The sequence below is a fragment of the Enterobacter sp. BIGb0383 genome, from assembly GCF_003751845.1.
GTDB lineage: Bacteria > Pseudomonadota > Gammaproteobacteria > Enterobacterales > Enterobacteriaceae > BIGb0383.
In genome coordinates this window covers 27,225-53,335 of record NZ_RJKQ01000002.1, presented here as the reverse complement: position 1 = coordinate 53,335, position 26,111 = coordinate 27,225, and the positions used below count along the sequence as shown (strand labels likewise).

Below are 26,111 nucleotides of genomic sequence, written 5' to 3'. Positions count from 1 at the left end.
AATCTCTCGCGCTGTTTTCCCCACTTTAATCATGGAAACTTGATCTGGCACGGGTGACATCCGTCCTGTGGATGCTCATTATAAAAGCAGTCGTTTGATAAGGGCGGGTGCTATGGAACAACTGCGTCTTGAACTGAGCCATCTGTTGGGTGAGAAACTAAGCCGCGTCGAGTGCGTTCATGAGAAAAGTGATACCGCGCTCTGGTCGCTGTATGACAGTCAGGGAAATCCGCTGCCGCTGCTGGCACACAGCTTTTCAACGCCGGGAATTGCACGCCAGCTGGCGTGGAAGATTTCCCAGCTGGCGCGCTGTGGGACAGTGCGGATGCCAGTGGTCTATGGCCTGATGACCCATGAGGAGCATCCTGGACCGGATGTGCTGCTGATTGAGCGTCTGCGCGGCGTATCGGTTGAAGCCCCGACCCGGACGCCTCAGCGCTGGGAGCAGCTAAAAGACCAGATTGTCGAAGGGCTGCTGGGATGGCACCGGCAGGACAGCGGCGGCTGCGTCGGTATGGTTGACTGCACCCAGGAAAATATATGGCCCAGCTGGTATCGCCAGCGGGTGGAGGTGCTCTGGACTACCCTCGGTCTGTACAGCAATACCGGCCTGACCATGCAGGATAAACGTATTCTCTTCCGCACCCGTGAATGTCTGCCCGACCTGTTTGAGGGCTTTAACGATAACTGCGTGCTGGTGCACGGCAATTTCACCCTGCGCAGCATGCTCAAGGACGCCCGCAGCGATCAGCTGCTGGCCATGGTGGGGCCGGGAAATATGCTGTGGGCGCCGCGGGAATATGAGCTGTTCCGGCTGGCCGATGGCGGGCAGGCTGAAGGGCTGCTTTGGCACTATCTCCAGCGCGCGCCGGTGGCCGAAGCTTTTATCTGGCGGCGCTGGCTCTACCTGCTGTGGGATGAAGTGGCCCGGCTGACCAGCACCGGGCGTTTCGATCGTGGCCGCTTTGATCTGGCGGCAAAATCACTCCTGCCCTGGCTCGCCTGAGGCGCCTTTCAGCCACTGCCAGATGCGTCCCATCGTTTCATAGCTTACCCGGTCGCTGTGCATCAGCCAGGCCGGGGAGGGGATGATGCGCTCCCAGGCGTTCAGCGGCGAGTCAATCGCCAGCTGGTTAGCCGGTGCCGGCAGTGGATTCAGCCCGGCGTGATGGAAAAAGTTCATCGCCCGCGGCAGGTGCGAAGCGGAAGTGACGAGCAGGAAAGGCACATCGCCAATCGCCTGTTTTACCGCCGCCGCTTCTTCTTCCGTATCCTTTGCCGTATCCAGCACTAAAATTGCGCTGCGCGGTACGCCGAGGCTTTCCGCCACGCGGGCACCCGTTTCCGCCGTGCTGACCGGGTTACCGCCCGCCGCGGCACCGGTGAAAATCAGTTTTGCACCGGGATTTTCCCGCCACAGCCTGACGCCTTCCGTCAGCCGTGGCAGGCTGTTATTGATCAGGTTTGAGCTGGGCGCCCATTCCGGGTTCCAGGTGTAGCCGCCGCCCAGAATCACAATCCAGGCCACTTTCTGCTCACCGCGCCACGTCGGATAGCGGTCTTCAATCGGTTTCAACAGCCCGTCGGCCACCGGCTGCAGGCTGAGCAGCAGCAGAACCAGCCAGCTGACGCTGATCAGTCCTTTCCCACTCTTCTGCCAGCGGGTAAACCACACCAGCGCGATCCCAAGCCCCATCAGTAAAAGCAGCAGAGGAAGCGGCAGCAGCAGGCCACCAATATATTTTTTAAGGGTAAAAAGCATCGGTGTCGGTTCCTTTTTGACCATACAGCAATAGATTTTCCGCGATATTACACCAGATAGCTCCATTCTCGGCGCGGCTGTGACAAAATAGGTCCTTTGCCAGTATTGCGGAGGGGAACATGCAGGATCGCAATTTCGACGACATCGCGGAAAAGTTCGCTCGCAATATCTATGGCACCACCAAAGGTCAGCTGCGACAGGCCATCCTGTGGCAGGATCTTGATGCGCTGCTTGCCACTCTGGGTACCCGACCGCTGCGCGTTCTCGACGCCGGTGGCGGAGAAGGGCAGACCGCCATCAAAATGGCCCAGCTGGGCCATCACGTCACTCTTTGCGACCACTCCGGTGAAATGGTGAGCCGGGCGAAACTGGCAGCCGATGAGAAAGGTGTGAGCGGTAACATGCATTTTGTACAATGCGCGGTTCAGGATGTGACGGAACATTTGGAAACCCCGGTTGATCTGATATTGTTTCACGCTGTGCTGGAATGGGTGGCAGATCCGCAGCCGGTGTTACAAACATTGTGGTCAGCCCTAAAGCCTGGCGGTGCGCTGTCGTTAATGTTTTACAACGCGAATGGTTTAGTGATGCGCAATATGGTGGTCGGAAACTTCGATTACGTTGCGATCGGGATGCAAAAGCGCAAAAAGCGCACGCTATCGCCCGACTATCCGCGCGATCCGCAGCAGGTTTATGGCTGGCTGGAACAGATGGGCTGGCAGATCGTCGGCAAGACCGGCGTACGGGTGTTCCATGATTATCTGCGCGACAAGCAGAAATCGCGTGAATCTTTTGCGCAACTCATGGAGCTTGAAACCCGCTACTGCCGGCAGGAACCCTTTATGAGTCTTGGCCGCTATATTCACGTCACCGCGCTTAAGCCGCAGGTTGATACAAGGACAAACGATGAGTGAATTTTCCCAGACAGTCCCGGAACTGGTTGGCTGGGCCAGGAAAAATGATTTTTCGCTGTCGCTGCCGGTCGACAGGCTCTCTTTCTTGCTGGCCGTTGCCACGCTGAACAGCGAACGCATGGACGGCGAGATGAGCGAAGGTGAGCTGGTGGATGCGTTCCGCCACGTGAGTGATGCGTTTGAGCAAACCAGTGAAACCATCAGCGTCCGCGCCAACAACGCGATCAACGATATGGTACGTCAACGTCTGCTGAACCGCTTTACCAGCGAACTCACCGAAGGCAACGCCATTTATCGTCTGACGCCCCTGGCGATCGGGATCACCGATTATTATATCCGCCAGCGCGAATTCTCTACCCTGCGCCTTTCTATGCAGCTCTCTATCGTAGCCGATGAATTAAAACGCGCTGCCGATGCGGCGGATGAAGGCGGGGATGAATTCCACTGGCACCGTAACGTCTACGCCCCGCTGAAGTATTCCGTGGCCGAAATCTTTGACAGTATCGACCTGACCCAGCGTCTGATGGACGAACAGCAGCAGCAGGTGAAAGACGATATCGCTCAGCTGTTGAATAAAGACTGGCGGGCGGCGATCTCCAGCTGTGAGATGCTGCTGTCGGAAACCTCCGGCACCCTGCGTGAACTGCAGGATACGCTGGAAGCGGCGGGGGATAAGCTGCAGGCTAACCTGCTGCGTATTCAGGATGCCACTCTGGCGCAGGAAGCCCTGCATTTTGTTGACCGCCTGGTGTTCGATCTGCAAAGCAAACTGGACCGCATTATTAGCTGGGGCCAGCAGTCTATCGATCTGTGGATCGGCTATGACCGTCACGTGCATAAATTTATCCGTACCGCCATCGATATGGATAAAAACCGCGTCTTTGCTCAGCGCCTGCGCCAGTCGGTGCAGACTTATTTCGATGCGCCGTGGGCGCTGACCTATGCCAGCGCCGACAGGCTGCTGGATATGCGCGACGAAGAGATGTCCCTGCGTGACGAAGAGGTGACCGGCGAACTGCCGCCGGATCTCGAATTTGAAGAATTTAATGAAATCCGTGAGCAGCTTGCGGCGCTGATTGAAGAACAGCTGGCGGTATACAAAACTCGTGGCGTGCCGTTAGATCTCGGCCTTGTCGTGCGCGAATATCTGGCGCAATACCCACGGGCACGCCATTTTGACGTGGCGCGCATCGTTGTGGATCAGGCGGTACGTCTGGGCATCGCGCAGGCGGATTTCACCGGGTTGCCGGCAAAATGGCAGCTAATTAATGATTACGGAGCCAAGGTACAGGCGCATGTCATCGACAAATATTGAACAAGTGATGCCGGTTAAGCTGGCTCAGGCTCTGGCCAACCCCTTATTCCCGGCGCTGGACAGTCAGCTGCGTGCGGGACGACATATCGGCCTCGATGAACTGGATAACCACGCATTTTTAATGGATTTTCAGGAGCATCTTGAGGAGTTTTACGCTCGCTACAACGTGGAGCTTATCCGTGCGCCTGAAGGTTTTTTCTACCTGCGTCCGCGCTCCAGCACCCTGATCCCGCGCTCGGTCCTTTCCGAGCTGGATATGATGGTCGGCAAGATCCTCTGCTACCTCTACCTTAGCCCGGAGCGGCTGGCCAATGAGGGGATTTTCACCCAGCAGGAACTCTATGACGAGCTGTTATCGCTGGCCGACGAGTCCAAACTGCTCAAGCTGGTGAATAACCGATCCACCGGGTCCGATCTCGACCGACAGAAGCTACAGGAAAAAGTGCGCGCGTCTCTGAGCCGCCAGCGCCGCCTGGGTATGGTCTGGTTTATGGGCCATGACAGCAGCAAGTTCCGCATCACCGAAGCGGTATTCCGTTTTGGCGCAGATGTGCGCTCCGGGGACGATGCGCGTGAAGCGCAGCTGCGCATGATCCGCGACGGCGAGGCGATGCCGGTGGAAAACCATCTGCAGCTTAATGATGAGCACGAAGAAAATCAGCAGGATAGCGGGGAGGAAGAGTAATGATTGAACGCGGTAAGTTTCGCTCGCTGACGCTGATTAACTGGAATGGTTTCTTTGCCCGAACCTTCGACCTGGATGCGCTGGTCACCACGCTTTCCGGCGGTAACGGTGCCGGTAAATCCACCACCATGGCGGCCTTTGTCACGGCGCTGATCCCGGATTTAACCCTGCTGCATTTCCGTAACACCACTGAAGCCGGTGCGACCAGCGGGTCACGCGATAAGGGCCTGCACGGGAAGCTGAAAGCCGGTGTCTGTTATTCGGTGCTGGACGTCATCAACTCGCGCCATCAGCGCGTAGTGGTTGGCGTTCGTCTGCAGCAGGTTGCCGGTCGCGATCGCAAAGTGGATATTAAACCCTTTGCCATTCAGGGGCTGCCAACGGCTATCCTGCCGACGCAGCTGCTGACCGAAACGCTGAACGAGCGCCAGGCGCGCGTCCTGACCCTGCAGGAGCTGAAAGACAAGCTCGATACCATGGAAGGCGTGCAGTTTAAACAGTTTAACTCCATCACCGACTATCACTCGCTGATGTTCGATCTGGGCGTGGTTGCCCGTCGTCTGCGTACGGCAGCCGACCGTAGCAAATACTATCGCCTGATTGAGGCCTCGCTGTACGGCGGGATCTCCAGCGCCATCACCCGCTCCCTGCGCGACTACCTGCTGCCGGAAAACAGCGGCGTGCGTAAAGCGTTTCAGGATATGGAAGCGGCGCTGCGCGAAAACCGCATGACGCTGGAGGCGATTCGCGTTACCCAGTCCGACCGCGATCTCTTTAAACACCTGATCTCCGAAGCCACCAACTATGTGGCGGCGGACTATATGCGTCACGCCAACGAGCGTCGTCTGCATCTGGACAAAGGGCTGGAGTTCCGCCGTGAACTCTTCTCCTCCCGTAAGCAGCTGGCCGCCGAGCAGTATAAGCATGTCGATATGGCACGCGAACTGCAGGAGCACGCAGGAGCAGAAGGGGATCTGGAAGCCGATTACCAGGCCGCCAGCGATCACCTGAACCTGGTGCAAACGGCGCTGCGTCAGCAGGAAAAAATTGAGCGCTACGAAGGCGATCTCGACGAACTGCAGATCCGCCTCGAAGAGCAAAATGAAGTGGTTGCCGAGTCGGCGGAGCGCCAGGAAGATAACGAAGCCCGCGCCGAAGCCGCCGAGCTGGAAGTGGACGAGCTGAAAAACCAGCTGGCCGATTACCAGCAGGCGCTGGACGTCCAGCAGACGCGTGCCATTCAGTATCAGCAGGCGGTTCAGGCGCTGCAGCGTGCGCAGAAACTCTGTCATCTGTCGGACCTCAACGTCGACAACGCCGACGAGTGGCTGGAAACCTTCCAGGCCAAAGAGCAGGAAGCTACCGAAAAACTGCTGACGCTGGAACAGAAAATGAGCGTGGCGCAAACCGCGCACAGCCAGTTTGAGCAGGCATATCAGCTGGTGGCGGCCATCAACGGCCCGCTGGCGCGTGATGAAGCCTGGCTGATTGCCCGCGAGCTGTTACGCGATGCCTCTAACCAGCGTCATCAGGCGGATCAGGTGCAGTCTCTGCGTAGCCGCCTGCGTGAGCTTGAGCAGCGTCTTGGCGAGCAGCAGGAAGCCGAACGTCTGCTGGCGGAATTCTGCAAACGCCAGGGCAAACAGTATGATCCGGAAGAGCTGGAAGCCCTGCATCAGGAGCTGGAAGCGCGTATCGCCAGCCTCTCTGACAGCGTGGCCTCCGCCGGTGAACAGCGTATGGCGCTGCGTCAGGAGCTGGAGCAGCTTCAGACCCGTATTCAGCAGCTGACCCGCCAGGCACCGGTCTGGCTGGCGGCGCAGAGCAGTCTGACTCAGCTTATGGAGCAGAGCGGCGAATCCTTCGAGTCAGGTCAGGAGGTCACCGAGTATCTGCAGCAGCTGCTGGAGCGCGAGCGCGAAGCCATCGTGGAACGCGATGAAGTCGGGGCGCGTAAGCAGGCCGTCGATGATGAAATCGAGCGCTTAAGCCAGCCGGGCGGCTCTGAAGACGCGCGTCTCAACGCGCTGGCCGAGCGTTTTGGCGGCGTGCTGCTGTCCGAGATTTATGACGATGTTAGCCTTGCCGATGCGCCGTACTTCTCGGCCATGTACGGGCCGTCGCGTAATGCGATTGTCGTCCCGGATCTGTCGCGCATTGCCGATCAGCTGGAAGGGCTGGAAGAGTGCCCGGAAGATCTCTATCTGATTGAGGGGGATCCGCAGTCCTTCGATGACAACGTCTTTGACGTTGATGAACTGGAAAAAGCGGTCGTTGTGAAGGTGGCCGATCGTCAGTGGCGCTATTCACGCTTCCCGGAAGTGCCGCTGTTTGGTCGTGCTGCCCGCGAAAGCCGTATTGAGATCCTTCACGCCGAGCGTGAAGAGCTGTCTGAACGTTTTGCCACACTTTCGTTTGACGTGCAGAAAACCCAGCGTCTGCATCAGGCGTTCAGCCGCTTTATCGGCAGCCACCTGGCCGTCGCGTTTAACGACGATCCGGAAGCGGAAATTCGTCAGCTGAGCACCCGTCGCGGCGAGCTGGAGCGTGCTATCAGCAGCCATGAAAGCGACAACCAGCAGCAGCGTCAGCAGTTTGAGCAGGCGAAAGAGGGCGTAGCACAGCTTAACCGCCTGGTGCCGCGACTGAGTCTGCTGACCGATGACACCCTGGCCGATCGCGTGGGTGAGATTCAGGAGCGCCTTGACGAAGCCCAGGACGCCGCCCGTTTTCTGCAGCAGCACGGAAATCAGCTGGCGAAACTGGAGCCTATTGTTTCGGTTCTGCAGAGCGACCCGCAGCAGTTTGAACAGCTGAAAGAAGACTATGCTCTCTCCCAGCAGACCCAGCGCGATGCGCGTCAGCAGGCGTTTGCCCTGACGGAAGTCGTGCAGCGTCGGGCCCACTTTGGCTATTCCGATTCGGCGGAGATGCTCAGCGGCAACAACGATCTGAACGAAAAACTGCGTCAGCGTCTTGAGCAGGCTGAAGCCGACCGCGCCCGCACCCGTGAGGTGATGCGCAGCCATGCCGCGCAGCTGAGTCAGTACAGTCAGGTGCTGGCCTCTCTGAAAAGTTCGTTCGACACCAAGAAAGAGATGCTCACCGATCTGCAAAAAGAGCTGCAGGATATCGGAGTGCGCGCCGACAGCGGGGCGGAAGAGCGTGCGCGTATTCGCCGTGACGAGCTGCATACCCAGTTAAGCAATAACCGCGGACGCCGTAACCAGCTTGAGAAAGCCATTACCCTCTGTGAAGCGGATATGGATCGCCTGACCCGCAGCCTGCGTCGTCTTGAACGTGACTACTACGAGACGCGTGAACAGGTGGTGACCGCCAAAGCGGGATGGTGTGCGGTGATGCGCATGGTGAAAGACAACGGCGTTGAACGTCGTCTGCATCGTCGCGAGCTGGCCTATCTCTCCGGCGACGAACTGCGTTCCATGTCGGATAAGGCGCTGGGTGCCCTGCGCCTGGCGGTGGCGGATAACGAACACCTGCGCGATGTGCTGCGCCTGTCGGAAGATCCGAAACGTCCTGAGCGTAAAATTCAGTTCTTCGTCGCCGTTTATCAGCATCTGCGCGAACGTATCCGTCAGGATATTATCCGCACCGATGACCCGGTCGAAGCTATCGAACAGATGGAGATCGAACTGGGACGTCTGACGGAAGAGCTGACCTCCCGCGAGCAGAAGCTGGCGATCAGCTCCCGCAGCGTGGCCAACATCATCCGTAAGACGATTCAGCGCGAGCAGAACCGTATTCGTATGCTGAACCAGGGCCTGCAGAGCGTCTCCTTCGGCCAGGTCAACAGCGTCCGACTGAACGTGAACGTGCGTGAAAGCCATGCCACGCTGCTGGAAGTGCTGTCTGAACAGCATGAACAGCATCAGGATCTGTTTAAGAGCAACCGCCTGACCTTCTCGGAAGCGCTGGCGAAACTCTATCAGCGTCTGAACCCGCAGATCGATATGGGGCAACGCACGCCGCAAACCATTGGTGAAGAGCTGCTGGACTACCGCAACTATCTGGAGATGGAAGTGGAAGTTAACCGTGGCTCCGACGGCTGGCTGCGTGCGGAATCCGGTGCGCTGTCGACCGGTGAAGCTATCGGTACCGGCATGTCGATCCTGGTGATGGTGGTGCAGAGCTGGGAAGATGAGTCGATGCGTCTGCGCGGAAAAGATATTTCCCCGTGCCGTCTGCTGTTCCTCGATGAGGCGGCGCGTCTCGATGCCCGCTCTATCGCCACGCTGTTTGAACTTTGCGATCGTCTGGATATGCAGCTGATTATCGCCGCGCCAGAGAACATCAGCCCGGAAAAAGGGACCACCTACAAGCTGGTGCGTAAAGTGTTCAATAATCAGGAGCACGTGCACGTGGTTGGCCTGCGCGGGTTTGCCCCGCAGCCCCCGGAATCACTCCCCGACACGGCGGATGCCTCCTGACCACTAACTGAATAAAAAGCGGCCGTAAAGCCGCTTTTTTTTGCTCTGTATTCTTTTTAATAGACGTATTATCTTTAAGCATCTTTACACCATGTAAAGATAACGTTTTTTTTTGTTTATATACTTGGGAATAAGCCTGATAAAAAGGCAACTTTGAATTTACCGGGGGCAAGGATGTGGCTTAACAAGAAGTATGCGTATCGGCTGTCAGCGTTGAGTGCAGGGCTGGCATTCGTCCTGGCTCCGTTGTTTTTCATTGTTAAGGCCGATGAGCCTGAGCAGATCCCTGCCGACGGCTCTGCGCTGCCGGACGCGAGCGGCTCGGCGTTTGCCTGGCCGATGCAGCAGTCGGCGACGGTGGCAATGCTGGCTGGCGTTCAGCCTTATCCGCAAAACCAGACGCCGGCAAATACGCGTGTGCAAATTCAGTCTCAGCTGCCCGCCGGTTACACGCCCGTTTATATGAACTCGCTGGCTTCCCTCTATGCTGCCCGCGAAATGAAACCCCTGTGGGAAAACCGCGATGCGGTACAGGCTTTCCAGCAGCAGCTGGCGGAGCTGGCTATCGCCGGTTTTCAGCCTCAGTTCACCACCTGGGTTGAACTGCTGACCGACCCCGCCGTCACGGGAATGGCGCGGGACGTCGTGCTGTCTGATGCCATGATGGGCTATCTGCACTACGTGACCGGGATTGCACTGAAAGGCCAGCGCTGGCTTTACAGCGAAAAACCCTATGCCCTGGCGACGCCGCCGCTGTCGGCGATTAACCAGTGGCAGCTGGCGTTTGATAAAGGTGAGCTGCCGCAGTTTATTGCGCGGCTGACCCCGCAGCATCCGCAGTATGAAGCCATGCACCAGTCTCTGAAGGCGTTGGTTGTCGATTCGCGCCCCTGGCCGCAGCTGACCGCAACCACCACGCTGCGTCCGGGACAGCAAAGCCAGGACATTCTCGCGCTACAGGAGATCCTGCAGCGTACCGGCATGCTGGAGACCGAAACGCAGCCGAATATCGTGCTGCCGGGCGATACTCCTCCTGTCGTCAGTCCCTCCGCTGAGAAAAAGAAAGCCCCGAAGCCGGGCGCCTATAGCCGCGAACTGGTCGAGGCCGTTAAGCGTTTTCAGAAATGGCAGGGACTGGGTGCCGATGGCGCGATTGGCCCGGCAACGCGTGAGTGGCTGAACGTTTCACCGGCTCAGCGGGCGGGCGTTCTGGCGCTGAATATTCAGCGGCTGCGGCTGCTGCCGGGCAAAGTGTCCACCGGTATTATGGTGAATATCCCGGCCTATTCTCTGGTCTATTACCAGGATGGCAACCCGGTGCTCGACTCACGGGTGATCGTCGGTCGTCCCGATCGCAAAACGCCGATGATGAGCAGCGCGCTGAATAATGTGGTGGTGAATCCACCGTGGAACGTGCCGCCGACGCTGGCGCGGAAAGATATTTTGCCCAAGGTCTGGAACGATCCGGGATACCTTGAGCGTCACGGCTATACGGTGCTGCGCGGCTGGAGTAACAACGCGCCGGTCATCGATCCCTGGATGGTGGACTGGAATACGATCAGCCCGTCAAACCTGCCGTTCCGCTTCCAGCAGGCACCGGGCGCGCAGAACTCTCTGGGCCGCTATAAGTTCAATATGCCAAGCTCGGACGCTATCTATCTCCATGATACGCCGAACCATAATCTGTTCAGCCGCGATGCCCGGGCGCTGAGCTCCGGCTGCGTGCGCGTGAACAAGGCTTCGGAGCTGGCCAATATGCTGCTGCAGGATGCAGGCTGGAACGATGTGCGGATATCCGACACCCTGAAACAGGGCGATACCCGCTACGTGAATATTCGCCAGAACATACCGGTTAATCTGTACTATATGACCGCGTTTGTTGGCGAAGACGGGCGGACTCAGTATCGAACAGATATTTACAATTACGATCTGACTGCGCGATCGGGTGCACAGATCCTGCAGAAAGCCGAACAATTAATCAGGTAAATTAAGCAGTTCTGCCGGAATTGTTGTCCTAAATACGGTTGAGTACGGGCTGCCGCGCGTACTCAACCGGGACAGGCCGCCTTGACGTTGCTTTTATTGCCCGGTAAGGTGCCTTTTGTGCGCAAGGGTGCATAAATGACGAACACTTACTTGTAGACCTGATTATCATGGACAAATTTGACGCTAACCGCCGCAAACTGCTGGCGTTAGGTGGCGTTGCCCTCGGGGCCGCTATTCTACCGACGCCAGCATTTGCCACGCTTTCCACGCCACGCCCGCGTATTCTGACGCTCAGTAATCTGAATACCGGTGAATCTATTAAAGCCGAGTTCTTTGATGGTCGGGGCTATATTCAGGATGAATTATCCAGGCTCAATCATTTTTTCCGCGACTACCGTGCGAATAAAATGAAAACTATCGATCCGAAACTCTTCGATCAGATTTATCGCCTGCAGGTTTTGATCGGCACGCATAAGCCGGTCCAGCTTATTTCCGGCTATCGTTCGCTCGATACCAATAACGAATTACGTTCCCATAGCCGTGGGGTAGCGAAAAAAAGCTACCATACGAAAGGCCAGGCGATGGATTTCCATATCGACGGCATTTCGTTAAGCAATGTTCGCAAAGCTGCGTTGTCTCTGAAGTCTGGTGGTGTAGGATATTACCCTTCCAGCAACTTTGTGCATATTGATACCGGGCCGGTACGGCACTGGTAACAAATCAGGAGCAGCATGAACTATCGCATTATTCCGGTTACCGCCTTTTCGCAGAACTGTTCATTAATCTGGTGTGAACAAACCCGTCTTGCCGCGCTGGTCGATCCCGGCGGTGATGCAGAGCGAATCAAACAGGAAGTGGAGGCCAGCGGCGTCACCCTGATGCAGATCCTGCTGACTCACGGTCATCTCGATCACGTCGGCGCGGCCGCAGAGCTGGCAGCGCACTACGGCGTGCCGATTATCGGTCCGGATAAAGAAGATGAGTTCTGGCTGCAGGGGTTACCTGCCCAAAGCCGTATGTTTGGTCTTGATGAGTGTGAGCCTCTGACGCCGGATCGCTGGCTGCAGGAAGGCGATAAGGTCAGCGTCGGCAATATCAGCCTGCAGGTGCTGCACTGTCCGGGCCATACGCCAGGGCACATTGTTTTCTTTGATGACGCTTCACGCCTGCTGGTGTCCGGAGATGTGATTTTCAAAGGCGGGGTCGGGCGCAGTGATTTCCCGCGTGGCGACCATAGCCAGCTTATCGACTCCATCAAGCGTAAGCTGCTGCCGCTGGGCGACGACGTGACCTTTATTGCGGGCCACGGTCCGATGTCCACGCTCGGCCATGAGCGACAGCACAATCCCTTCCTGCAGGATGAGATGCCTGTGTGGTAATAAATAAAAAAGGTCGCTGAGCGACCTTTTTTAATGCATGCCGTTTATGCTTACAGCACGGCGACGATGGCTTCACACAGCGGAGCCATATTGTCCGGCGTCATCCCGGCAACGTTAACGCGACCGGAAGCCACCGCGTAGACCCCAAACTCTTCACGCAGACGCAGCACCTGCTCTTTGCTCAGGCCGCTGAATGAGAACATCCCGTTCTGGCGGATGATAAAGCTGAAGTCGCCGCTGGCGCCTTTTTCCTGCAGGGTATTCACAAACAGCTGACGCATACGGTGAATGCGCTGGCGCATATCCGTTAGTTCCTGCTCCCAGAGCGCGCGCAGGGCATCGTTGCTGAGAATGGTCGCCACCACGGCCGCACCGTGCGCCGGTGGGTTGGAGTAGTTGGCGCGAATCGCGGATTTCATCTGGCTAAAGGCACGGTCAACGGTTTCGCTATCCGCAGCAACCAGGGTACAGGCACCGACGCGCTCGTTATACAGGCCAAAGTTCTTCGAGTAGGAGCTGGCAACCAGCAGCTCTTTGTGCAGGGCAGCAAAGGCGCGCAGACCTTCGGCGTCTTCTTCCAGACCACGCGCAAAGCCCTGGTAGGCGAAGTCGAACAGCGGCAGCCAGCCTTTTTCCACGGACAGTTTAGCCAGGGTTTGCCACTGCTCAAGGGTCGGATCGATACCGGTCGGGTTATGGCAGCAGCCGTGGAACAGCACCACGTCACCGGCCTGGGCTTCGCTGAGGCTAGCAACCAGCGCATCGAAGTCGAGGTCGTGGTTAGCGGCGTCGTAGTAGGCGTATTCGCGTACTTCCAGCCCGGCGGCGTTAAAGACGCTCTTGTGGTTCGGCCAGCTCGGGTTGCTGACCCAGACGCGTTTTACGTCGGTCGTGCGGGCCAGGAAGTCGGCCGCGACGCGCAGCGCGCCGGTACCGCCAGGCGTTTGCGCCGTGCGGGCGCGTTTATCCGTCACAATGGTGCTCGTCTTGCCGAACAGCAGCTCCTGCGTGCAGCGGCCGAATTCAGGAATACCATCGATGCCAAGGTAGTTCTTGGTGGTTTCATTTTCCAGCAGATACTGTTCGGCTTTTTTAACGCTGGTCAGAACCGGGGTTTTACCGGTTTCATCTTTATACACCCCGATACCGAGGTTAATTTTCCCGGCTCGGTCATCGGCACGAAACAGATCGGCCAGGCCCAGAATAGGGTCGGCAGGGGCAGCGGTTATGTTCTCAAACATGACGAGGTTCCATTGTGATTGCAGAAGGGAAGTCCGCTCTCAGGTTAACGGCAGAATCAGCAATTGCCAACCGTTTGCGACACTCTTTTTACAAGACGCGATATTTTTCTTTCAGGCATAAAAAAACAGGGCCGAAGCCCTGTTTTTTAAGCAGATAACGAGGGTAAAGATTAGAACTGGTAAACGATACCAACGGCAACGGTGTTGTCGGAACCTACGCCCAGTTTGTTGTCTTTGTCGATCTGGTTGATGATGTAATCAACATAGGTAGACATGTTTTTGTTGAAGTAGTAGGTTGCGCCCACTTCAATGTAGTTGATGAACTCTTCGCTGCCGACGCCTTCAACATCTTTCGCTTTAGATTTGTAGTAAGCGATGGACGGACGCAGACCGAAGTCAAACTGGTACTGTGCTACAACGGAGAAGTCCTGGGTTTTGTTAACAAAAATATCGTTAACAGCAGTAGCATTGCGGGTTTCACCGTACAGTGCTGCCAGGTAGATGTTGTTAGCATCGTATTTCAGGCCAGTCGCCCACTGCTCAGCCGTGTTGCCGCGAGCTCCACCGACCTGAGTCTGCTGCGCGTTAGTACGGTCAGCTGCACCGTATGCACCGACAACGCCAAAGCCGTCAAAGTCGTAGCTTACAGATGTTGCCCAGCCGTCACCGTTGGACTTGGTCGCATCATCACGCTCGTTTTTGCCCAGGTACTGAATGCCGAAGTTCAGGCCTTCAACCAGACCGAAGAAGTTGTTGTTACGGTAAGTCGCCAGACCACCGGTACGGCTTGAGAAGAAGTTGTCGCTGCTAGCGGTGTCGCCACCGAACTCTGGCAGCATATCGGTTACGCTGATTGCGTCATTAACCAGACCGTAGTTACGACCGTAGTCGAAGCTGCCCAGGTCGCCGAATTTCAGACCAGCGAACGCCAGACGAGTTTTGTCGCTCTTTGCGCCTTCGCTTTCAGCGTTGTTACCCGCGAAGTGATATTCCCAGCGGCCGTAACCGGTCAGCTGGTCGTTGATCTGAGTTTCACCTTTGAAGCCCAGACGCGCGTAGGTTTTGTCGCCGTTGCCAGCGTAACCGTTAGAACCGTTGTCTTTGGTGAAGTAGTGCAGGCCTACAGCTTTACCGTAGATATCAACTTTGTTGCCGTCTTTGTTATAGATTTCGGCCGCGTTAGCCGCGCCAGCAACCAGCAGGGCAGGGATAACCACTGCCAGGATATTACGCTTCATCATTATTTATTACCCTCATTAGGTTTTTTTGAACACCTGCCACTGCCAGCCAACAATTTCGTCAATAAAAATTTACGGAACTATTGGTGAGAGTTTGGTGTCTTTCTGTGTCTGAGAGGCATCTTTCCATTCATGACAACGTTTCGCTAGCCTGAAAGTGCTACAAATGTCGAAAAGAAGTAACCAAAAGAAATTATGTGTAACTAAATGTGTAATTTCGGGAACTTTGTGAACCACCTCTAAATTCCAAACCAATCGCTGAAGAAACCAGCAATCTCATTACTATATATATGAATTGCTTATGTTTAATTTAGCTAATATCAGTGACTGGCCCGCCGTTCCATTTTGGGCACGCTTTTATTGCATCTGATTTTGGCCGTCCGGATTGCCATCTTAATGTCGAAATTCTGTGCTAATGCCCGGTTAGGCAGTTCGTGCGCAATAGGAGAAATACGGATTTGGCAGGGAGGGAAAGGGGGAAACAGAGTGTAACAGTAAGCTGACAGCCTGCCGTTGACCCTGACGTCAGTTGACAGTTTTAAAGGTTTTTTGACAGGGAAAGAAAAAGGGCCAGCGGAGGCTGACCCTTTATAACATCATCAGAAGCTGGCGCTACGCGGCGTACGCGGGAAGGCGATAACGTCGCGAACGTTCTGCACGCCGGTGACGTAGGCGATCAGACGTTCAAAGCCGAGGCCGAAACCGGCGTGCGGCACGGTGCCGTAGCGACGCAGATCGCGGTACCACCAGTAGTCTTCTTTATTCAGACCCATTTCCGCCATGCGGGCATCCAGCACGTCCAGACGCTCTTCACGCTGGGAACCGCCGATAATCTCGCCGATACCCGGGGCCAGAACGTCCATTGCCGCCACGGTTTTGCCATCGTCGTTCAGACGCATATAAAACGCTTTGATCTCTTTCGGGTAGTTCTTCACAACCACCGGCGCTTTAAAGTGTTTCTCGGCCAGATAGCGCTCGTGCTCGGAGGAGAGATCCACGCCCCAGTACACCGGGTTCTCGAAGGTCTCACCGCAGTTTTCAAGGATGGTCACTGCGTCGGTGTAGTCCACCTGCGCGAAGTCGGCAGCGATAAAGCGCTCCAGACGGTCGATAGCTTCTTTATCTACGCGTTCGGCGAAGAACTTCAGATCGTCCATGCGCTCGTCCAGCACGGCCTTGAAGACATACTTCAGCATGGCTTCCGCCAGGCGGGCGTTATCTTCCAGATCGGCGAAGGCTACTTCCGGCTCCAGCATCCAGAATTCCGCCAGGTGACGGCTGGTGTTGGAGTTTTCGGCACGGAAGGTCGGGCCAAAGGTGTAGATCTTCGACAGGGCGCTGGCATAGGTTTCGCCGTTCAGCTGGCCGGACACGGTCAGGAAGGCCTCTTTGCCAAAGAAGTCTTTATCGAAATCGACTTTACCCTGGTCGTTGCGCGGCAGGTTTTCCAGGTCCAGCGTGGAGACGCGGAACATCTCACCGGCACCTTCGGTATCGGACGCGGTAATGAGCGGGGTCGACACCCAGAAGAAGCCCTGCTCGTCGAAGAAGCGGTGCAGCGCCTGCGCCAGGGTATGGCGAACGCGCGCGACGGCACCGATCAGGTTAGTACGCGGACGCAGGTGCGCCACTTCACGCAGATACTCGATGCTGTGACGTTTTGCCGCCATCGGGTAGGTGTCCGGCTCGTCAACCCAGCCGGTGACTTCTACTTTGGTTGCCTGCAGCTCGAAGCTCTGGCCCTGGCCCGGAGAGGCGGAAACCACGCCGGTCACAATAACCGAACAGCCGGTAGTCAGACGCAATACGTCTTCATTGTAATTCGACAGAGAATTATTAATGACGGCCTGTACAGGATCAAAGCAGGAACCGTCATAGACGGCGAGGAAAGAAATGCCAGCTTTTGAATCTCGGCGGGTACGTACCCATCCGCGCACGGTGACTTCGCTGTCAGCGGCTACGCGGCCCTGGAGTACGTCGGCTACAGGCACAACGCTCATAATAGTCTCTCTTGTTGTCAAAATGGAAATACCCTGCATATTTCAAGTTGCAGATGCGTTGGCTTCCTCGCTCACCCCAGTCACTTACTGATGTAAGCTCCAGGGGATTCGCTGCGTCGCCGCCTTCCTGCAACTCGAACTATTTTGGGTATAAATTAATTCACCGCCAACAGGGGCGGGTTATCTATGTTACCTGGCATCCGTCAGCAAACAAGCATAATTAAGCGTAGAAAAGGCAGAATTAATAAATTTATCAGTACGCGGGAGCCGGAAAGGCTCCCGGTGGGGATCAGCTGGCTTTTTTAACCTGGGGTAAATCGAAGGCTTTACGCAGGGCGCGCACGAACGCTTTGTCGTGGCATATAGTTTTACCCGGGCTGTCGGAGAGCTTGGCGACGGGTTTACCGTTGCACTCCACCAGCTTGATCACGATATTCAGCGGCTTCACCTGCGGGATATCGCAGGTCAGGCGAGTGCCGATACCGAAGCTCAGATTGACGCGTGAGGAGAAGTGGCGATAGAGGGACACCGCTTTCGTCAGATCGAGATTATCAGAGAACACCAGGGTTTTGCTCAGCGGGTCGATGCCCAGCTTCTGATAATGGGCAATGGCTTTTTCGCCCCACTCAACCGGATCCCCGGAGTCGTGGCGCAGCCCCTGATAGCGGGTCGCAAACTCGGGACCAAAATCGCGTAAGAAGGCGTCCATGGTGATGCAGTCGGTCAGGGCAATGCCCAGCTGGTCCGGGTACTCTTCAAGCCAGGCCGCGAGCGCGGCACGCTGGCTGGTGGCTAAATCCGGGCTAATTTGCTGATGCGCCTGGAACCACTCATGTGCCTGGGTACCCATCGGGGTGAGCGAGAGACGGCGGGCGAGATCGTAGTTGCTGGTGCCGACAAACCAGGGTTCCTGCTGCAGGCGCTGAACGATAGCCTGCTGAACGTCATGAGAGAAGCGACGACGGGTGCCAAAATCCATCAGATGAAACGCGGACATATCCAGCCCGGCCGTCAGCACAGCAAACTGCTCAAGCTTCTCTTCCAGCGTCGCCAGCGCCTGCTCAACGTCCGCTTCCGGGGAACGGTAACGGTGCACCAGTTCACTGACCACCGCCAGCAGCGGGACTTCCCACATAATAACTTCACGCCACGGCCCGGTAAGACGAATATTGAGCTTGCCGCTGTCGTTAGTGACGGTGACCTGGGAAGGATCATAGCGAAAATCGCGCAGCCACTGCAGGTAGTCATCTTTAAAGAAGGGCAGGCCGGACAGCCACTGATACTCATCGTCCTGCAGACGCAGCGACTGCATGGCGTCGACCTGCTCACGGATCGCATCGGCATAGATGCCCAGCAGATCGTCCCCACGGCAGCGGAACTCCGCGGCCACGTGGACATCGCCATAATGGTGGAAAACCGCCTGCTGCATATGCAGTTTGTAGGCGTCCGTATCAAGCAGCGTGTGCAGAATCGGGGAAGCGAATTGTGTCATGGTGCGCAGTAGCATCCTCTCACAGGAGCGTTTCCATCAATACGTATCATCTTATCAGGCAACCTGAATGCTGTGGTTTCTAAGGCTCAGCAAATAAAGACGCAGGAGTATACCCTGATTATCTGTTTATTAAAGCCCGATCACAACATATGCCGACGCCCAGGTCGAGGGCAGTTTGTGCCACCACTGTTATCTAAATGTAGCATTTTAATGATTTTCCCCGAGAAAGATAAGCATTCCGGATAGCGAGATCCCGGCAACAGGAATAGACTGGAGTACGATACCGTATACGTAAAAGCTAAGGTTTTTTATGACACAACAGCCACAAGCCAAATACCGCCACGACTACCGTGCGCCGGATTACCAGATCAGCGATATTGACTTGACCTTCGACCTGGATGCCACAAAAACCGTTGTTACCGCCGTGAGCCAGGTTGTGCGACACGGTGCCGCAGATGCTGCGTTGCGCCTGGACGGGGAAGACCTGACCCTGGTTTCCCTGCAGATTAACGACCAGCCGTGGACCGACTATAAGCAAGAACAGAGCCAGCTGGTAATTTCCGTTCTGCCGGAGCATTTTACCCTGCGCATCGTGAATGAAATCAATCCGTCGGCGAACACCGCTCTCGAAGGGCTGTATCAGTCCGGTGAAGCGCTCTGTACCCAGTGTGAAGCCGAAGGCTTCCGCCATATTACCTGGTATCTTGACCGGCCGGATGTGCTGGCGCGCTTTACCACCACCGTGATCGCCGACAAGACAAAATATCCGTACCTGCTCTCCAACGGTAACCGCGTCGACAGCGGCGAACTGGAAAATGGCCGTCACTGGATGAAGTGGCAGGATCCGTTCCCGAAACCCTGCTACCTGTTTGCGCTGGTTGCCGGAGATTTCGACGTGCTGCGCGATACCTTTACCACGCGCTCTGGTCGGGAAGTGGCGCTGGAGCTGTTTGTCGATCGCGGCAACCTCGATCGCGCCCCCTGGGCGATGACCTCCCTGCAGAATTCGATGAAGTGGGACGAGGAGCGTTTCGGCCTGGAGTACGATCTCGACATTTATATGATCGTTGCCGTCGACTTCTTTAATATGGGCGCGATGGAGAACAAAGGGCTGAACGTCTTTAACTCCAAATACGTGCTGGCCCGTACCGATACCGCCACCGACAAAGACTATCTCGATATCGAGCGGGTAATCGGTCACGAATACTTCCATAACTGGACCGGTAACCGCGTGACCTGCCGCGACTGGTTCCAGCTCAGCCTGAAAGAGGGGCTGACGGTGTTCCGCGATCAGGAGTTCAGCTCCGATCTCGGCTCCCGTGCCGTAAACCGTATCAGCAATGTCCGCACCATGCGCGGCCTGCAGTTTGCCGAAGACGCCAGCCCGATGGCGCATCCGATCCGTCCGGACAAAGTGATCGAGATGAACAACTTCTACACCCTGACGGTGTATGAGAAAGGATCGGAAGTGATCCGTATGCTGCACACCCTGCTGGGTGAAGAGAATTTCCAGAAAGGGATGCAGCTCTATTTCGAACGCCACGACGGCAGCGCCGCGACCTGCGATGATTTCGTTCAGTCGATGGAAGATGCGTCGAACGTCGATCTCTCTCATTTCCGCCGCTGGTACAGCCAGTCCGGCACGCCGATTGTCAGCGTGCGGGATGATTACAATCCGGCCACCGAGCAGTATACGCTGACCATCAGCCAGCGTACGCCAGCCACGCCGGATCAGCCTGAGAATCTGCCGCTGCATATTCCGTTCGATATCGAACTGTATGACAACGAAGGCAAGGTGATACCGCTGCAGAAAGACGGGCATCCGGTGCACTCCGTGCTGAACGTGACCCAGGCCGAGCAGACCTTTGTCTTTGATAACGTCTGGTTCCAGCCGGTTCCTTCCCTGCTGCGCGAATTCTCCGCACCGGTGAAACTGGAATATAAATGGAGCGATCAGCAGCTGACCTTCCTGATGCGCCACGCCAGCAATGACTTCTCCCGCTGGGATGCCGCACAGAGCCTGCTGGCGACCTATATTCGCCTCAACGTGGCCCGCCACCAGCAGGGCCAGCCGCTCTCGCTGCCGATCCACGTTGCCGACGCCTTCCGGGCGATCCTACTGGATGACACCATCGATCCGGCGCTGGCAGCTGAGATCCTGACGCTGCCGTCAGCGACGGAAATGGCTGAGCTGTTCGACATTATCGATCCGATCGCCATCAGCGCGGTGCGCGAAGCGTTAACCCGCACGCTGGCGACCGAGCTGGCCGACGAGGCGCTGGCGGTTTATAACGCCAACAAACTGGATGCCTACCGGGTTGAACATGCGGATATCGGCAAGCGTTCGCTGCGTAACACCTGTCTGCGCTATCTGGCCTTTGGTGACGCGCAGCTGGCGGACAAGCTGGTCAGCCATCAGTATCAGCAGGCGGACAACATGACCGACGCGCTGGCGGCACTGTCTGCGGCCGTGGCGGCGCAGCTGCCTTGCCGTGATGCGCTGATGAAAGCGTACGATGACAAATGGCATCAGGACGGTCTGGTGATGGATAAGTGGTTGATCCTGCAGGCGACCAGCCCGGCGGAGAACGTGCTGGAGACCGTTCGCGGCCTGCTACAGCACCGCTCCTTTACCCTCAGCAACCCGAACCGCGTGCGTTCTCTGATCGGCGCCTTTGCCGGCAGTAACCCGGCGGCGTTCCATGCGGCGGACGGCAGCGGATACCGCTTTATGGTGGAAATGCTGACCGAGCTGAACAGCCGCAACCCGCAGGTGGCTTCTCGCCTGATCGAGCCGCTGATCCGCCTGAAACGCTACGATGAAAAACGCCAGGCGCTGATGCGTGCGGCGCTGGAGCAGCTGAAAGGACTGGAAAATCTCTCCGGCGATCTGTACGAGAAGATTGCCAAGGCTCTGGCCTGATAAACCGCTTCTCCCCGGCGTGGATGCCGGGGAGAGCGTTATTCCCACCCGCTAAAGGTCAGGGCGTCAATCAGCCGCTGTCGTGCAGGGGTGAGCTTCGCGGCCTCATAAATCAGATAGAGATCTGCCGGAATACGCTCCTGCAACGGGCGGAAAACGATCCCCGGCCAGTGCATCAGGCTATAGCTGTCCGGCATCAGCGTAATACCGATCCCCATACTCGTCAGGGCCAGCACCGTCTGCGGCTCAAGCACCTCCCGCGTAATGTTGGGGGAGAGTCCTGCCTTAAAAAACACCTGCTGTAAGAAAGACCAGTCCGAATGCGCGGTGCGCAGGGTAATAAACTCTTCATCCTTGAGCTCGGATAACGGAACGGCATCCCATCCTGCCAGACGGTGTCCAGTCGGCATAGCGACAAGGTAGGAAGCGGTACACAGCAGCAGGCTGCTGAATTCCAGAGGAAGCGCGGTGGCCATTCGCCAGATACCGATGTCGAGTTCATTGTTGCTGAGCATCTGCAGCTGTACATCGGGAGACTGCTCGCGAAAGATAATATCGAGCGTGGGGTTGCGCTGAATAAAGCGCTGGAAACGAAGATTGAGTTCTCCCCATAGCGCCGTGCCGACAATGCCCAGCTCGATCTTCCCGCTTTCACCGCGGCCTATCTGCTCGACCTTTGCCAGCGCCTGGCTGGTTGCCTGCAGCAGCCGCCGGGTTTCGTCCATTAACACCTTACCGGCGTGGGTCAGCGCGACGTTGCGGGAGTTGCGAATAAACAGCGCCGTGCCGAGCTGGGATTCCAGTTCTTTAATCTGCATACTCAGCGGCGGCTGCGACATATTGAGCCGTGCAGCCGCTCTGCCAAAATGAAGCTCTTCGGCGACCGTCAAAAAATAACGTAAAAGCTTGAGGTCGGTTCGATAAACGTGCTCGGACTGAATCATCCCCGGCTCCCGTTGCCGATAGTGAATCGGCAGATCATAACTGATTCGCAGGCCTTCAGTCACGGAAGTCGGGGACGTGCTTAGCGTGTAGCTCCAGCCTGGACGAATTTCTCCGGCTGGTGACGGTAGCGGAAGAGGAAGAAGAACACCACGGCCAGCAGCAGTGAATAGGCCGCAAATATCAGCCAGATCGTCTGCCAGTCTCTGACGCCATCGGTCGTGAAAATATCGACCACTTTGCCGCTGACGATTGCGCCCGCGTAGGCACCGAAGCCGTTCACCATCGTCATAAACAGTCCCTGGGCGCTGGCGCGAATATCTGCGCTCACTTCCTGCTCGACAAAAACCGATCCTGAGATATTAAAGAAATCAAAGGCGCAGCCATAGACGATCATCGACAGTAACAGCAGGGTAAAACCGACCGGGGTCGGATCGCCCCAGGCGAACAGACCGAAGCGGAATGTCCAGGCCACCATACTGAGCAGCATCACCGTCTTAATGCCAAAACGGCGCAGGAAGAACGGGATCGCGAGAATGAAGGCCACTTCAGACATCTGGGAAACGGAGAGCAAAATCGACGGATACTGCACCACAAAGCTGTCGGCAAACTCAGGAATACGTGCAAAGTCGTGCAGGAAGGGGTTGCCAAACGTATTGGTAATTTGCAGCACCGCTCCCAGCAGCATGGCGAAGACGAAGAAAACGGCCATGCGGGGCTTTTTAAACAGGGCCAGCGCGTCGAGTCCCAGCATGCTGCTGATGGGTTGCCCCTGTTTGCGGTTAGCGGTCGGGATCGTCGGTAACACCATGGCGTAGACGGCCAGTAGCAGTGATGCCCCCGCTGCAATATAGAGCTGCAGATTGCTTAACTCCAGCTTCAGCAGGCTGATGGTCCACATGGCAACGATAAAGCCGACGGTGCCGTAGACGCGAACCGGCGGGAAGTGGGTGACGGTATCCAGCCCCGCTTTTTCCAGACAGGAGTAGGCAAGGGTATTCGATAAGGAGAGGGTGGGCATAAACGCCATCGCGTTGATCAGCATCGCCCAGAACATCAGGTCCGGATCCTGGATGCCTGCGGCATAAAACAGGGCGCCGGCGCAGATCAGATGGCAGATCATATAGACCCGATTGGCGCGGATCCACTTGTCCGCCACGATCCCTATCAGGGCCGGCATTAATATGGCGGCTAATCCCTTGGTGCTGTAAACCAGGCCGACGGTAGCCCCGTTAAAATACAGTGTTTTAATCATGTAGGAGCCCAGCGTAACCAGCCAGCTTCCCCAGATAAAATACTGCAAGAACATCATTATTTTGAGACGATTTTGGATTTTCATCGCGCTCGATTCCCGAGTGAGTGTGGCGCGGCGACTGTGTCAGCCGCCGCGGCCTGTTAACGTTCTAATTATTGTCAGGCCAGTTTACGCAGGAAGCCGTGAATCAGCGTGATAAAGTTCTGCTGGGACAGGGTGGCGGCCGCCAGGGTTTGTTCGTGCGACAGCGCAATCTCGCCCAGGCCTTCCGCCAGGTTAGTGATGGCAGAAACGGCGACCACTTTCAGCCCGCAGTGACGCGCTGAGATCACTTCCGGCACCACCGACATCCCCACGACGTGGCCGCCAATAATCTGCATCATGCGGATCTCTGCGGCGGTTTCAAAGTTCGGGCCCGGATAGGAAACAAACACGCCTTCAGAGAGCGGGAAGCCGGACTCTTTGGCGACGTCCTGCAGAACGGCGCGGTAGTCGGCATCATAGGCGTTAGCCAGCGAGAAAAAGCGATCGCCAAAACGGTCATCATTAGGACCGACCATCGGCGTGCCCGGCATCGTATTGATATGATCGTTGAGGGCGACCAGGCAGCCCGGGCCGATCTCCGGTCGCAGGGAACCGGCGGCGTTGGTGGAGAACAGCAGCTCGCAGCCCAGCAGCTTAAAGGTGCGGATAGCGTCGGTCATGACGTTCATCCCGCGGCCTTCATAAAAATGCCCACGGCCTTTCATACAGGCGACCGGAACGCCAGAAAGGGTGCCCAGGACCAGCTCACCCGCATGGCCGTGCACGGTGCTGACCGGGAAACCCGGCAGTTTTTCGTAGGAGATTGCGACGGCATCTTCAATCTGCTCGGCCAGTGCGCCGAGGCCGGAGCCTAAAATGAACGCCACTTTAGGGGTGAAACCAGGCTTGCTGGCGCGAATAATATCGGCAGTAGTGAAGGGGTTTTGGGCGTGATCTTGATTCAACATGGTTGGCTTTTCCTTGGCTGATGTGACGTAAGGGGAATTTCCATACGCGACCTTTATAGCGAGGGAGAAAAGGCGCTTTCCAATATTGTTTACTGCTCCGATCGATATGATTTATATATCAATTTCGCTAATTCTTGCGCAACAAGCGGTAGCGACTGCGCAACGTTGCCTGGCGGCCTTTTTTGAATTTAAGCGAAATTCTCAGGCTGCGATCCTTTTCACATTTCCCTGGGCGCTCTTTGCCAGAAGAGTGTCGGCGCGGAGAGGGAACCGTTTGCGGAACGAGACGCTTTTTTGCCACAGGTCAATTCCCTTTCGCACCCGGATCGCACATAATACCGCCCCGGTTTGCACACCGGGAATCCAGGAGAGTTCATGTACTATCCCTTCGTTCGTAAAGCCCTTTTTCAGCTCGATCCCGAGCGCGCTCATGAATTTACATTCCAGCAATTGCGTCGCATAACCGGCACCCCGCTGGAGGCGCTGGTACGCCAGAAAGTCCCGTCAAAGCCGGTCACCTGTATGGGACTGACCTTTAAGAATCCGCTGGGCCTTGCCGCCGGGCTGGATAAAAACGGTGAGTGTATCGATGCCCTCGGCGCGATGGGATTCGGATCGATCGAAATCGGCACCGTGACCCCGCGTCCGCAGCCGGGCAACGATAAGCCGCGCCTTTTTCGACTGGTCGCCGCCGAAGGGTTGATCAACCGTATGGGCTTCAATAACCTCGGCGTTGACAACCTGGTCGAGAACGTTAAGAAATCCCATTATGACGGAATTCTGGGTATTAATATCGGCAAGAATAAAGATACGCCGGTAGAGCAGGGTAAAGATGACTATCTGATTTGTATGGAAAAAGTCTATGCCTATGCCGGTTATATCGCGATCAATATCTCCTCGCCGAACACCCCAGGACTGCGCTCATTGCAATATGGCGAAGCGCTGGACGATCTACTTGTGGCGATTAAAAATAAGCAAAACGATCTTCATTCCCGGCACCATAAATATGTTCCGGTGGCGGTAAAGATCGCGCCGGATCTTTCCTCTGAAGAATTGATCCAGGTTGCCGATAGTTTAGTCCGACATAATATTGATGGCGTAATTGCGACCAATACCACGCTGGAAAGATCCCTGGTCCAGGGAATGCCGAATTGTAACGAAGCGGGTGGTCTGAGTGGTCGACCGCTGCAATTAAAAAGCACCGAGATTATTCGTCAGCTGTCGGCAGAGTTAAATGGCCGGATGCCGATTATCGGCGTTGGCGGCATTGACTCCGTGATAGCCGCCCGTGAGAAGATGGCTGCCGGTGCTTCATTGGTGCAAATTTATTCCGGGTTTATTTTTAAAGGTCCACCGCTGATTAAAGAAATCCTCACCGATATCTGACCTTTTACGACATATTGAACGCCGGGGCTTTATTTTAAGCTCCGGTTGTTTTATATTTCAGCACTGTTGCTAATTTGAACATTGTAGTCTTTTATTATAAGGACAATAAGCGAAGCGGCAAAAGCTCAGAAAGGTATCGAAGAGTTAGCTGAA

At 56.3% G+C, this 26,111-nt stretch carries 18 protein-coding genes; 10 read left to right on the top strand and 8 right to left on the bottom strand.

Features of this window, described 5'->3' with window-relative positions; translation table 11 throughout:
• Positions 1–112 precede the first annotated feature (112 nt).
• On the top strand, positions 113–1,006 hold the full coding sequence (locus tag EDF81_RS08655) for a YcbJ family phosphotransferase (protein ID WP_123347751.1): 894 nt from the start codon (positions 113–115) through the stop codon (positions 1,004–1,006).
• Here the strand turns inward: EDF81_RS08655 and elyC are convergent.
• The gene (gene elyC, locus EDF81_RS08650) at positions 983–1,762 is read right to left on the bottom strand and encodes an envelope biogenesis factor ElyC (protein ID WP_123347750.1); all 780 of its coding nucleotides are present in this window, start codon (positions 1,760–1,762) and stop codon (positions 983–985) included. The genes EDF81_RS08655 and elyC overlap by 24 nt on opposite strands.
• Positions 1,763–1,881: 119 nt before the next feature.
• Here elyC and cmoM point away from each other — a divergent pair, with 119 nt between their 5' ends.
• The 7 genes from cmoM (at position 1,882) to EDF81_RS08615 (ending at position 12,489) form a co-directional block, all read left to right on the top strand.
• A complete protein-coding gene (cmoM, locus tag EDF81_RS08645; protein ID WP_123347749.1) occupies positions 1,882–2,676 on the top strand; it encodes a tRNA uridine 5-oxyacetic acid(34) methyltransferase CmoM in 795 nt (264 codons plus the stop codon).
• Positions 2,669–3,991 (top strand): chromosome partition protein MukF, encoded by a 1,323-nt coding sequence (gene mukF / locus EDF81_RS08640; RefSeq protein WP_123347748.1) that lies wholly within the window; start codon positions 2,669–2,671, stop codon positions 3,989–3,991. The genes cmoM and mukF overlap by 8 nt, the downstream gene beginning before the upstream one ends.
• The gene (gene mukE / locus EDF81_RS08635) at positions 3,972–4,676 is read left to right on the top strand and encodes a chromosome partition protein MukE (protein ID WP_123347747.1); all 705 of its coding nucleotides are present in this window, start codon (positions 3,972–3,974) and stop codon (positions 4,674–4,676) included. The genes mukF and mukE overlap by 20 nt, the downstream gene beginning before the upstream one ends.
• Positions 4,676–9,124, top strand: a complete 4,449-nt coding sequence (gene mukB / locus EDF81_RS08630) for a chromosome partition protein MukB (RefSeq protein ID WP_123347746.1) — start codon at positions 4,676–4,678, stop codon at positions 9,122–9,124. Before mukE ends, mukB begins: the two co-directional genes overlap by 1 nt.
• A 174-nt stretch (positions 9,125–9,298) precedes the next feature.
• Positions 9,299–11,110 carry a L,D-transpeptidase gene (gene ldtD, locus EDF81_RS08625; RefSeq protein ID WP_123347745.1) on the top strand — a complete coding sequence of 604 codons (1,812 nt, stop codon included), beginning with the start codon at positions 9,299–9,301 and terminating at the stop codon, positions 11,108–11,110.
• A gap of 167 nt (positions 11,111–11,277) precedes the next feature.
• Entirely contained in the window at positions 11,278–11,826 is a 549-nt protein-coding gene (locus tag EDF81_RS08620) for a YcbK family protein (RefSeq protein ID WP_123347744.1), read from the top strand.
• A gap of 15 nt (positions 11,827–11,841) precedes the next feature.
• Positions 11,842–12,489, top strand: coding sequence for an MBL fold metallo-hydrolase (locus tag EDF81_RS08615; protein WP_123347743.1), 648 nt, complete (start codon positions 11,842–11,844; stop codon positions 12,487–12,489).
• A 50-nt stretch (positions 12,490–12,539) separates the two neighbouring features.
• On the opposite strand, the gene EDF81_RS08610 is transcribed toward EDF81_RS08615, so the two are convergent.
• From EDF81_RS08610 to pncB, 4 genes are all read right to left on the bottom strand, one after another.
• On the bottom strand, positions 12,540–13,730 hold the full coding sequence (locus EDF81_RS08610; RefSeq protein ID WP_123347742.1) for an amino acid aminotransferase: 1,191 nt from the start codon (positions 13,728–13,730) through the stop codon (positions 12,540–12,542).
• Between the two features lie 170 nt (positions 13,731–13,900).
• Positions 13,901–14,971 carry a porin OmpF gene (gene ompF, locus EDF81_RS08605; protein WP_311316599.1) on the bottom strand — a complete coding sequence of 357 codons (1,071 nt, stop codon included), beginning with the start codon at positions 14,969–14,971 and terminating at the stop codon, positions 13,901–13,903.
• A gap of 596 nt (positions 14,972–15,567) precedes the next feature.
• Positions 15,568–16,968 (bottom strand): asparagine--tRNA ligase, encoded by a 1,401-nt coding sequence (asnS, locus tag EDF81_RS08600; protein ID WP_123347741.1) that lies wholly within the window; start codon positions 16,966–16,968, stop codon positions 15,568–15,570.
• Between the two features lie 289 nt (positions 16,969–17,257).
• On the bottom strand, positions 17,258–18,460 hold the full coding sequence (gene pncB / locus EDF81_RS08595) for a nicotinate phosphoribosyltransferase (protein WP_123347740.1): 1,203 nt from the start codon (positions 18,458–18,460) through the stop codon (positions 17,258–17,260).
• A 310-nt stretch (positions 18,461–18,770) separates the two neighbouring features.
• On the opposite strand from pncB, the gene pepN reads away from it, so the two are divergent.
• Positions 18,771–21,383: an aminopeptidase N gene (gene pepN / locus EDF81_RS08585; RefSeq protein ID WP_123347739.1), complete on the top strand. Its 2,613-nt coding sequence runs from the start codon at positions 18,771–18,773 to the stop codon at positions 21,381–21,383.
• Between the two features lie 38 nt (positions 21,384–21,421).
• Here the strand turns inward: pepN and EDF81_RS08580 are convergent, their stop codons facing one another.
• The 3 genes from EDF81_RS08580 to xapA form a co-directional block, all read right to left on the bottom strand.
• Positions 21,422–22,327, bottom strand: coding sequence for a LysR family transcriptional regulator (locus EDF81_RS08580; RefSeq protein WP_123347738.1), 906 nt, complete (start codon positions 22,325–22,327; stop codon positions 21,422–21,424).
• A gap of 80 nt (positions 22,328–22,407) precedes the next feature.
• On the bottom strand, positions 22,408–23,664 hold the full coding sequence (locus EDF81_RS08575) for a nucleoside permease (RefSeq protein ID WP_123347737.1): 1,257 nt from the start codon (positions 23,662–23,664) through the stop codon (positions 22,408–22,410).
• 74 nt (positions 23,665–23,738) lie between these two features.
• The gene (gene xapA, locus EDF81_RS08570) at positions 23,739–24,572 is read right to left on the bottom strand and encodes a xanthosine phosphorylase (RefSeq protein ID WP_123347736.1); all 834 of its coding nucleotides are present in this window, start codon (positions 24,570–24,572) and stop codon (positions 23,739–23,741) included.
• A 375-nt stretch (positions 24,573–24,947) separates the two neighbouring features.
• Between xapA and pyrD the strand changes: the two genes are divergently transcribed.
• Positions 24,948–25,958 (top strand): quinone-dependent dihydroorotate dehydrogenase, encoded by a 1,011-nt coding sequence (gene pyrD / locus EDF81_RS08565; protein WP_123347735.1) that lies wholly within the window; start codon positions 24,948–24,950, stop codon positions 25,956–25,958.
• Positions 25,959–26,111 lie beyond the last annotated feature (153 nt).

Excerpts from the sequence above, each read along its gene's own strand:
- asnS (WP_123347741.1), bottom strand. The coding sequence starts at position 16,968 with ATGAGCGTTGTGCCTGTAGCCGACGTACTCCAGGGCCGCGTAGCCGCT.
- mukE (WP_123347747.1), top strand. The coding sequence starts at position 3,972 with ATGTCATCGACAAATATTGAACAAGTGATGCCGGTTAAGCTGGCTCAG.
- EDF81_RS08655 (WP_123347751.1), top strand. The coding sequence starts at position 113 with ATGGAACAACTGCGTCTTGAACTGAGCCATCTGTTGGGTGAGAAACTA.
- EDF81_RS08615 (WP_123347743.1), top strand. The coding sequence starts at position 11,842 with ATGAACTATCGCATTATTCCGGTTACCGCCTTTTCGCAGAACTGTTCA.
- pncB (WP_123347740.1), bottom strand. The coding sequence starts at position 18,460 with ATGACACAATTCGCTTCCCCGATTCTGCACACGCTGCTTGATACGGAC.
- mukB (WP_123347746.1), top strand. The coding sequence starts at position 4,676 with ATGATTGAACGCGGTAAGTTTCGCTCGCTGACGCTGATTAACTGGAAT.
- cmoM (WP_123347749.1), top strand. The coding sequence starts at position 1,882 with ATGCAGGATCGCAATTTCGACGACATCGCGGAAAAGTTCGCTCGCAAT.
- ompF (WP_311316599.1), bottom strand. The coding sequence starts at position 14,971 with ATGATGAAGCGTAATATCCTGGCAGTGGTTATCCCTGCCCTGCTGGTT.
- EDF81_RS08620 (WP_123347744.1), top strand. The coding sequence starts at position 11,278 with ATGGACAAATTTGACGCTAACCGCCGCAAACTGCTGGCGTTAGGTGGC.
- EDF81_RS08575 (WP_123347737.1), bottom strand. The coding sequence starts at position 23,664 with ATGAAAATCCAAAATCGTCTCAAAATAATGATGTTCTTGCAGTATTTT.
- EDF81_RS08580 (WP_123347738.1), bottom strand. The coding sequence starts at position 22,327 with ATGATTCAGTCCGAGCACGTTTATCGAACCGACCTCAAGCTTTTACGT.
- mukF (WP_123347748.1), top strand. The coding sequence starts at position 2,669 with ATGAGTGAATTTTCCCAGACAGTCCCGGAACTGGTTGGCTGGGCCAGG.
- ldtD (WP_123347745.1), top strand. The coding sequence starts at position 9,299 with ATGTGGCTTAACAAGAAGTATGCGTATCGGCTGTCAGCGTTGAGTGCA.
- pyrD (WP_123347735.1), top strand. The coding sequence starts at position 24,948 with ATGTACTATCCCTTCGTTCGTAAAGCCCTTTTTCAGCTCGATCCCGAG.
- EDF81_RS08610 (WP_123347742.1), bottom strand. The coding sequence starts at position 13,730 with ATGTTTGAGAACATAACCGCTGCCCCTGCCGACCCTATTCTGGGCCTG.
- pepN (WP_123347739.1), top strand. The coding sequence starts at position 18,771 with ATGACACAACAGCCACAAGCCAAATACCGCCACGACTACCGTGCGCCG.
- xapA (WP_123347736.1), bottom strand. The coding sequence starts at position 24,572 with ATGTTGAATCAAGATCACGCCCAAAACCCCTTCACTACTGCCGATATT.
- elyC (WP_123347750.1), bottom strand. The coding sequence starts at position 1,762 with ATGCTTTTTACCCTTAAAAAATATATTGGTGGCCTGCTGCTGCCGCTT.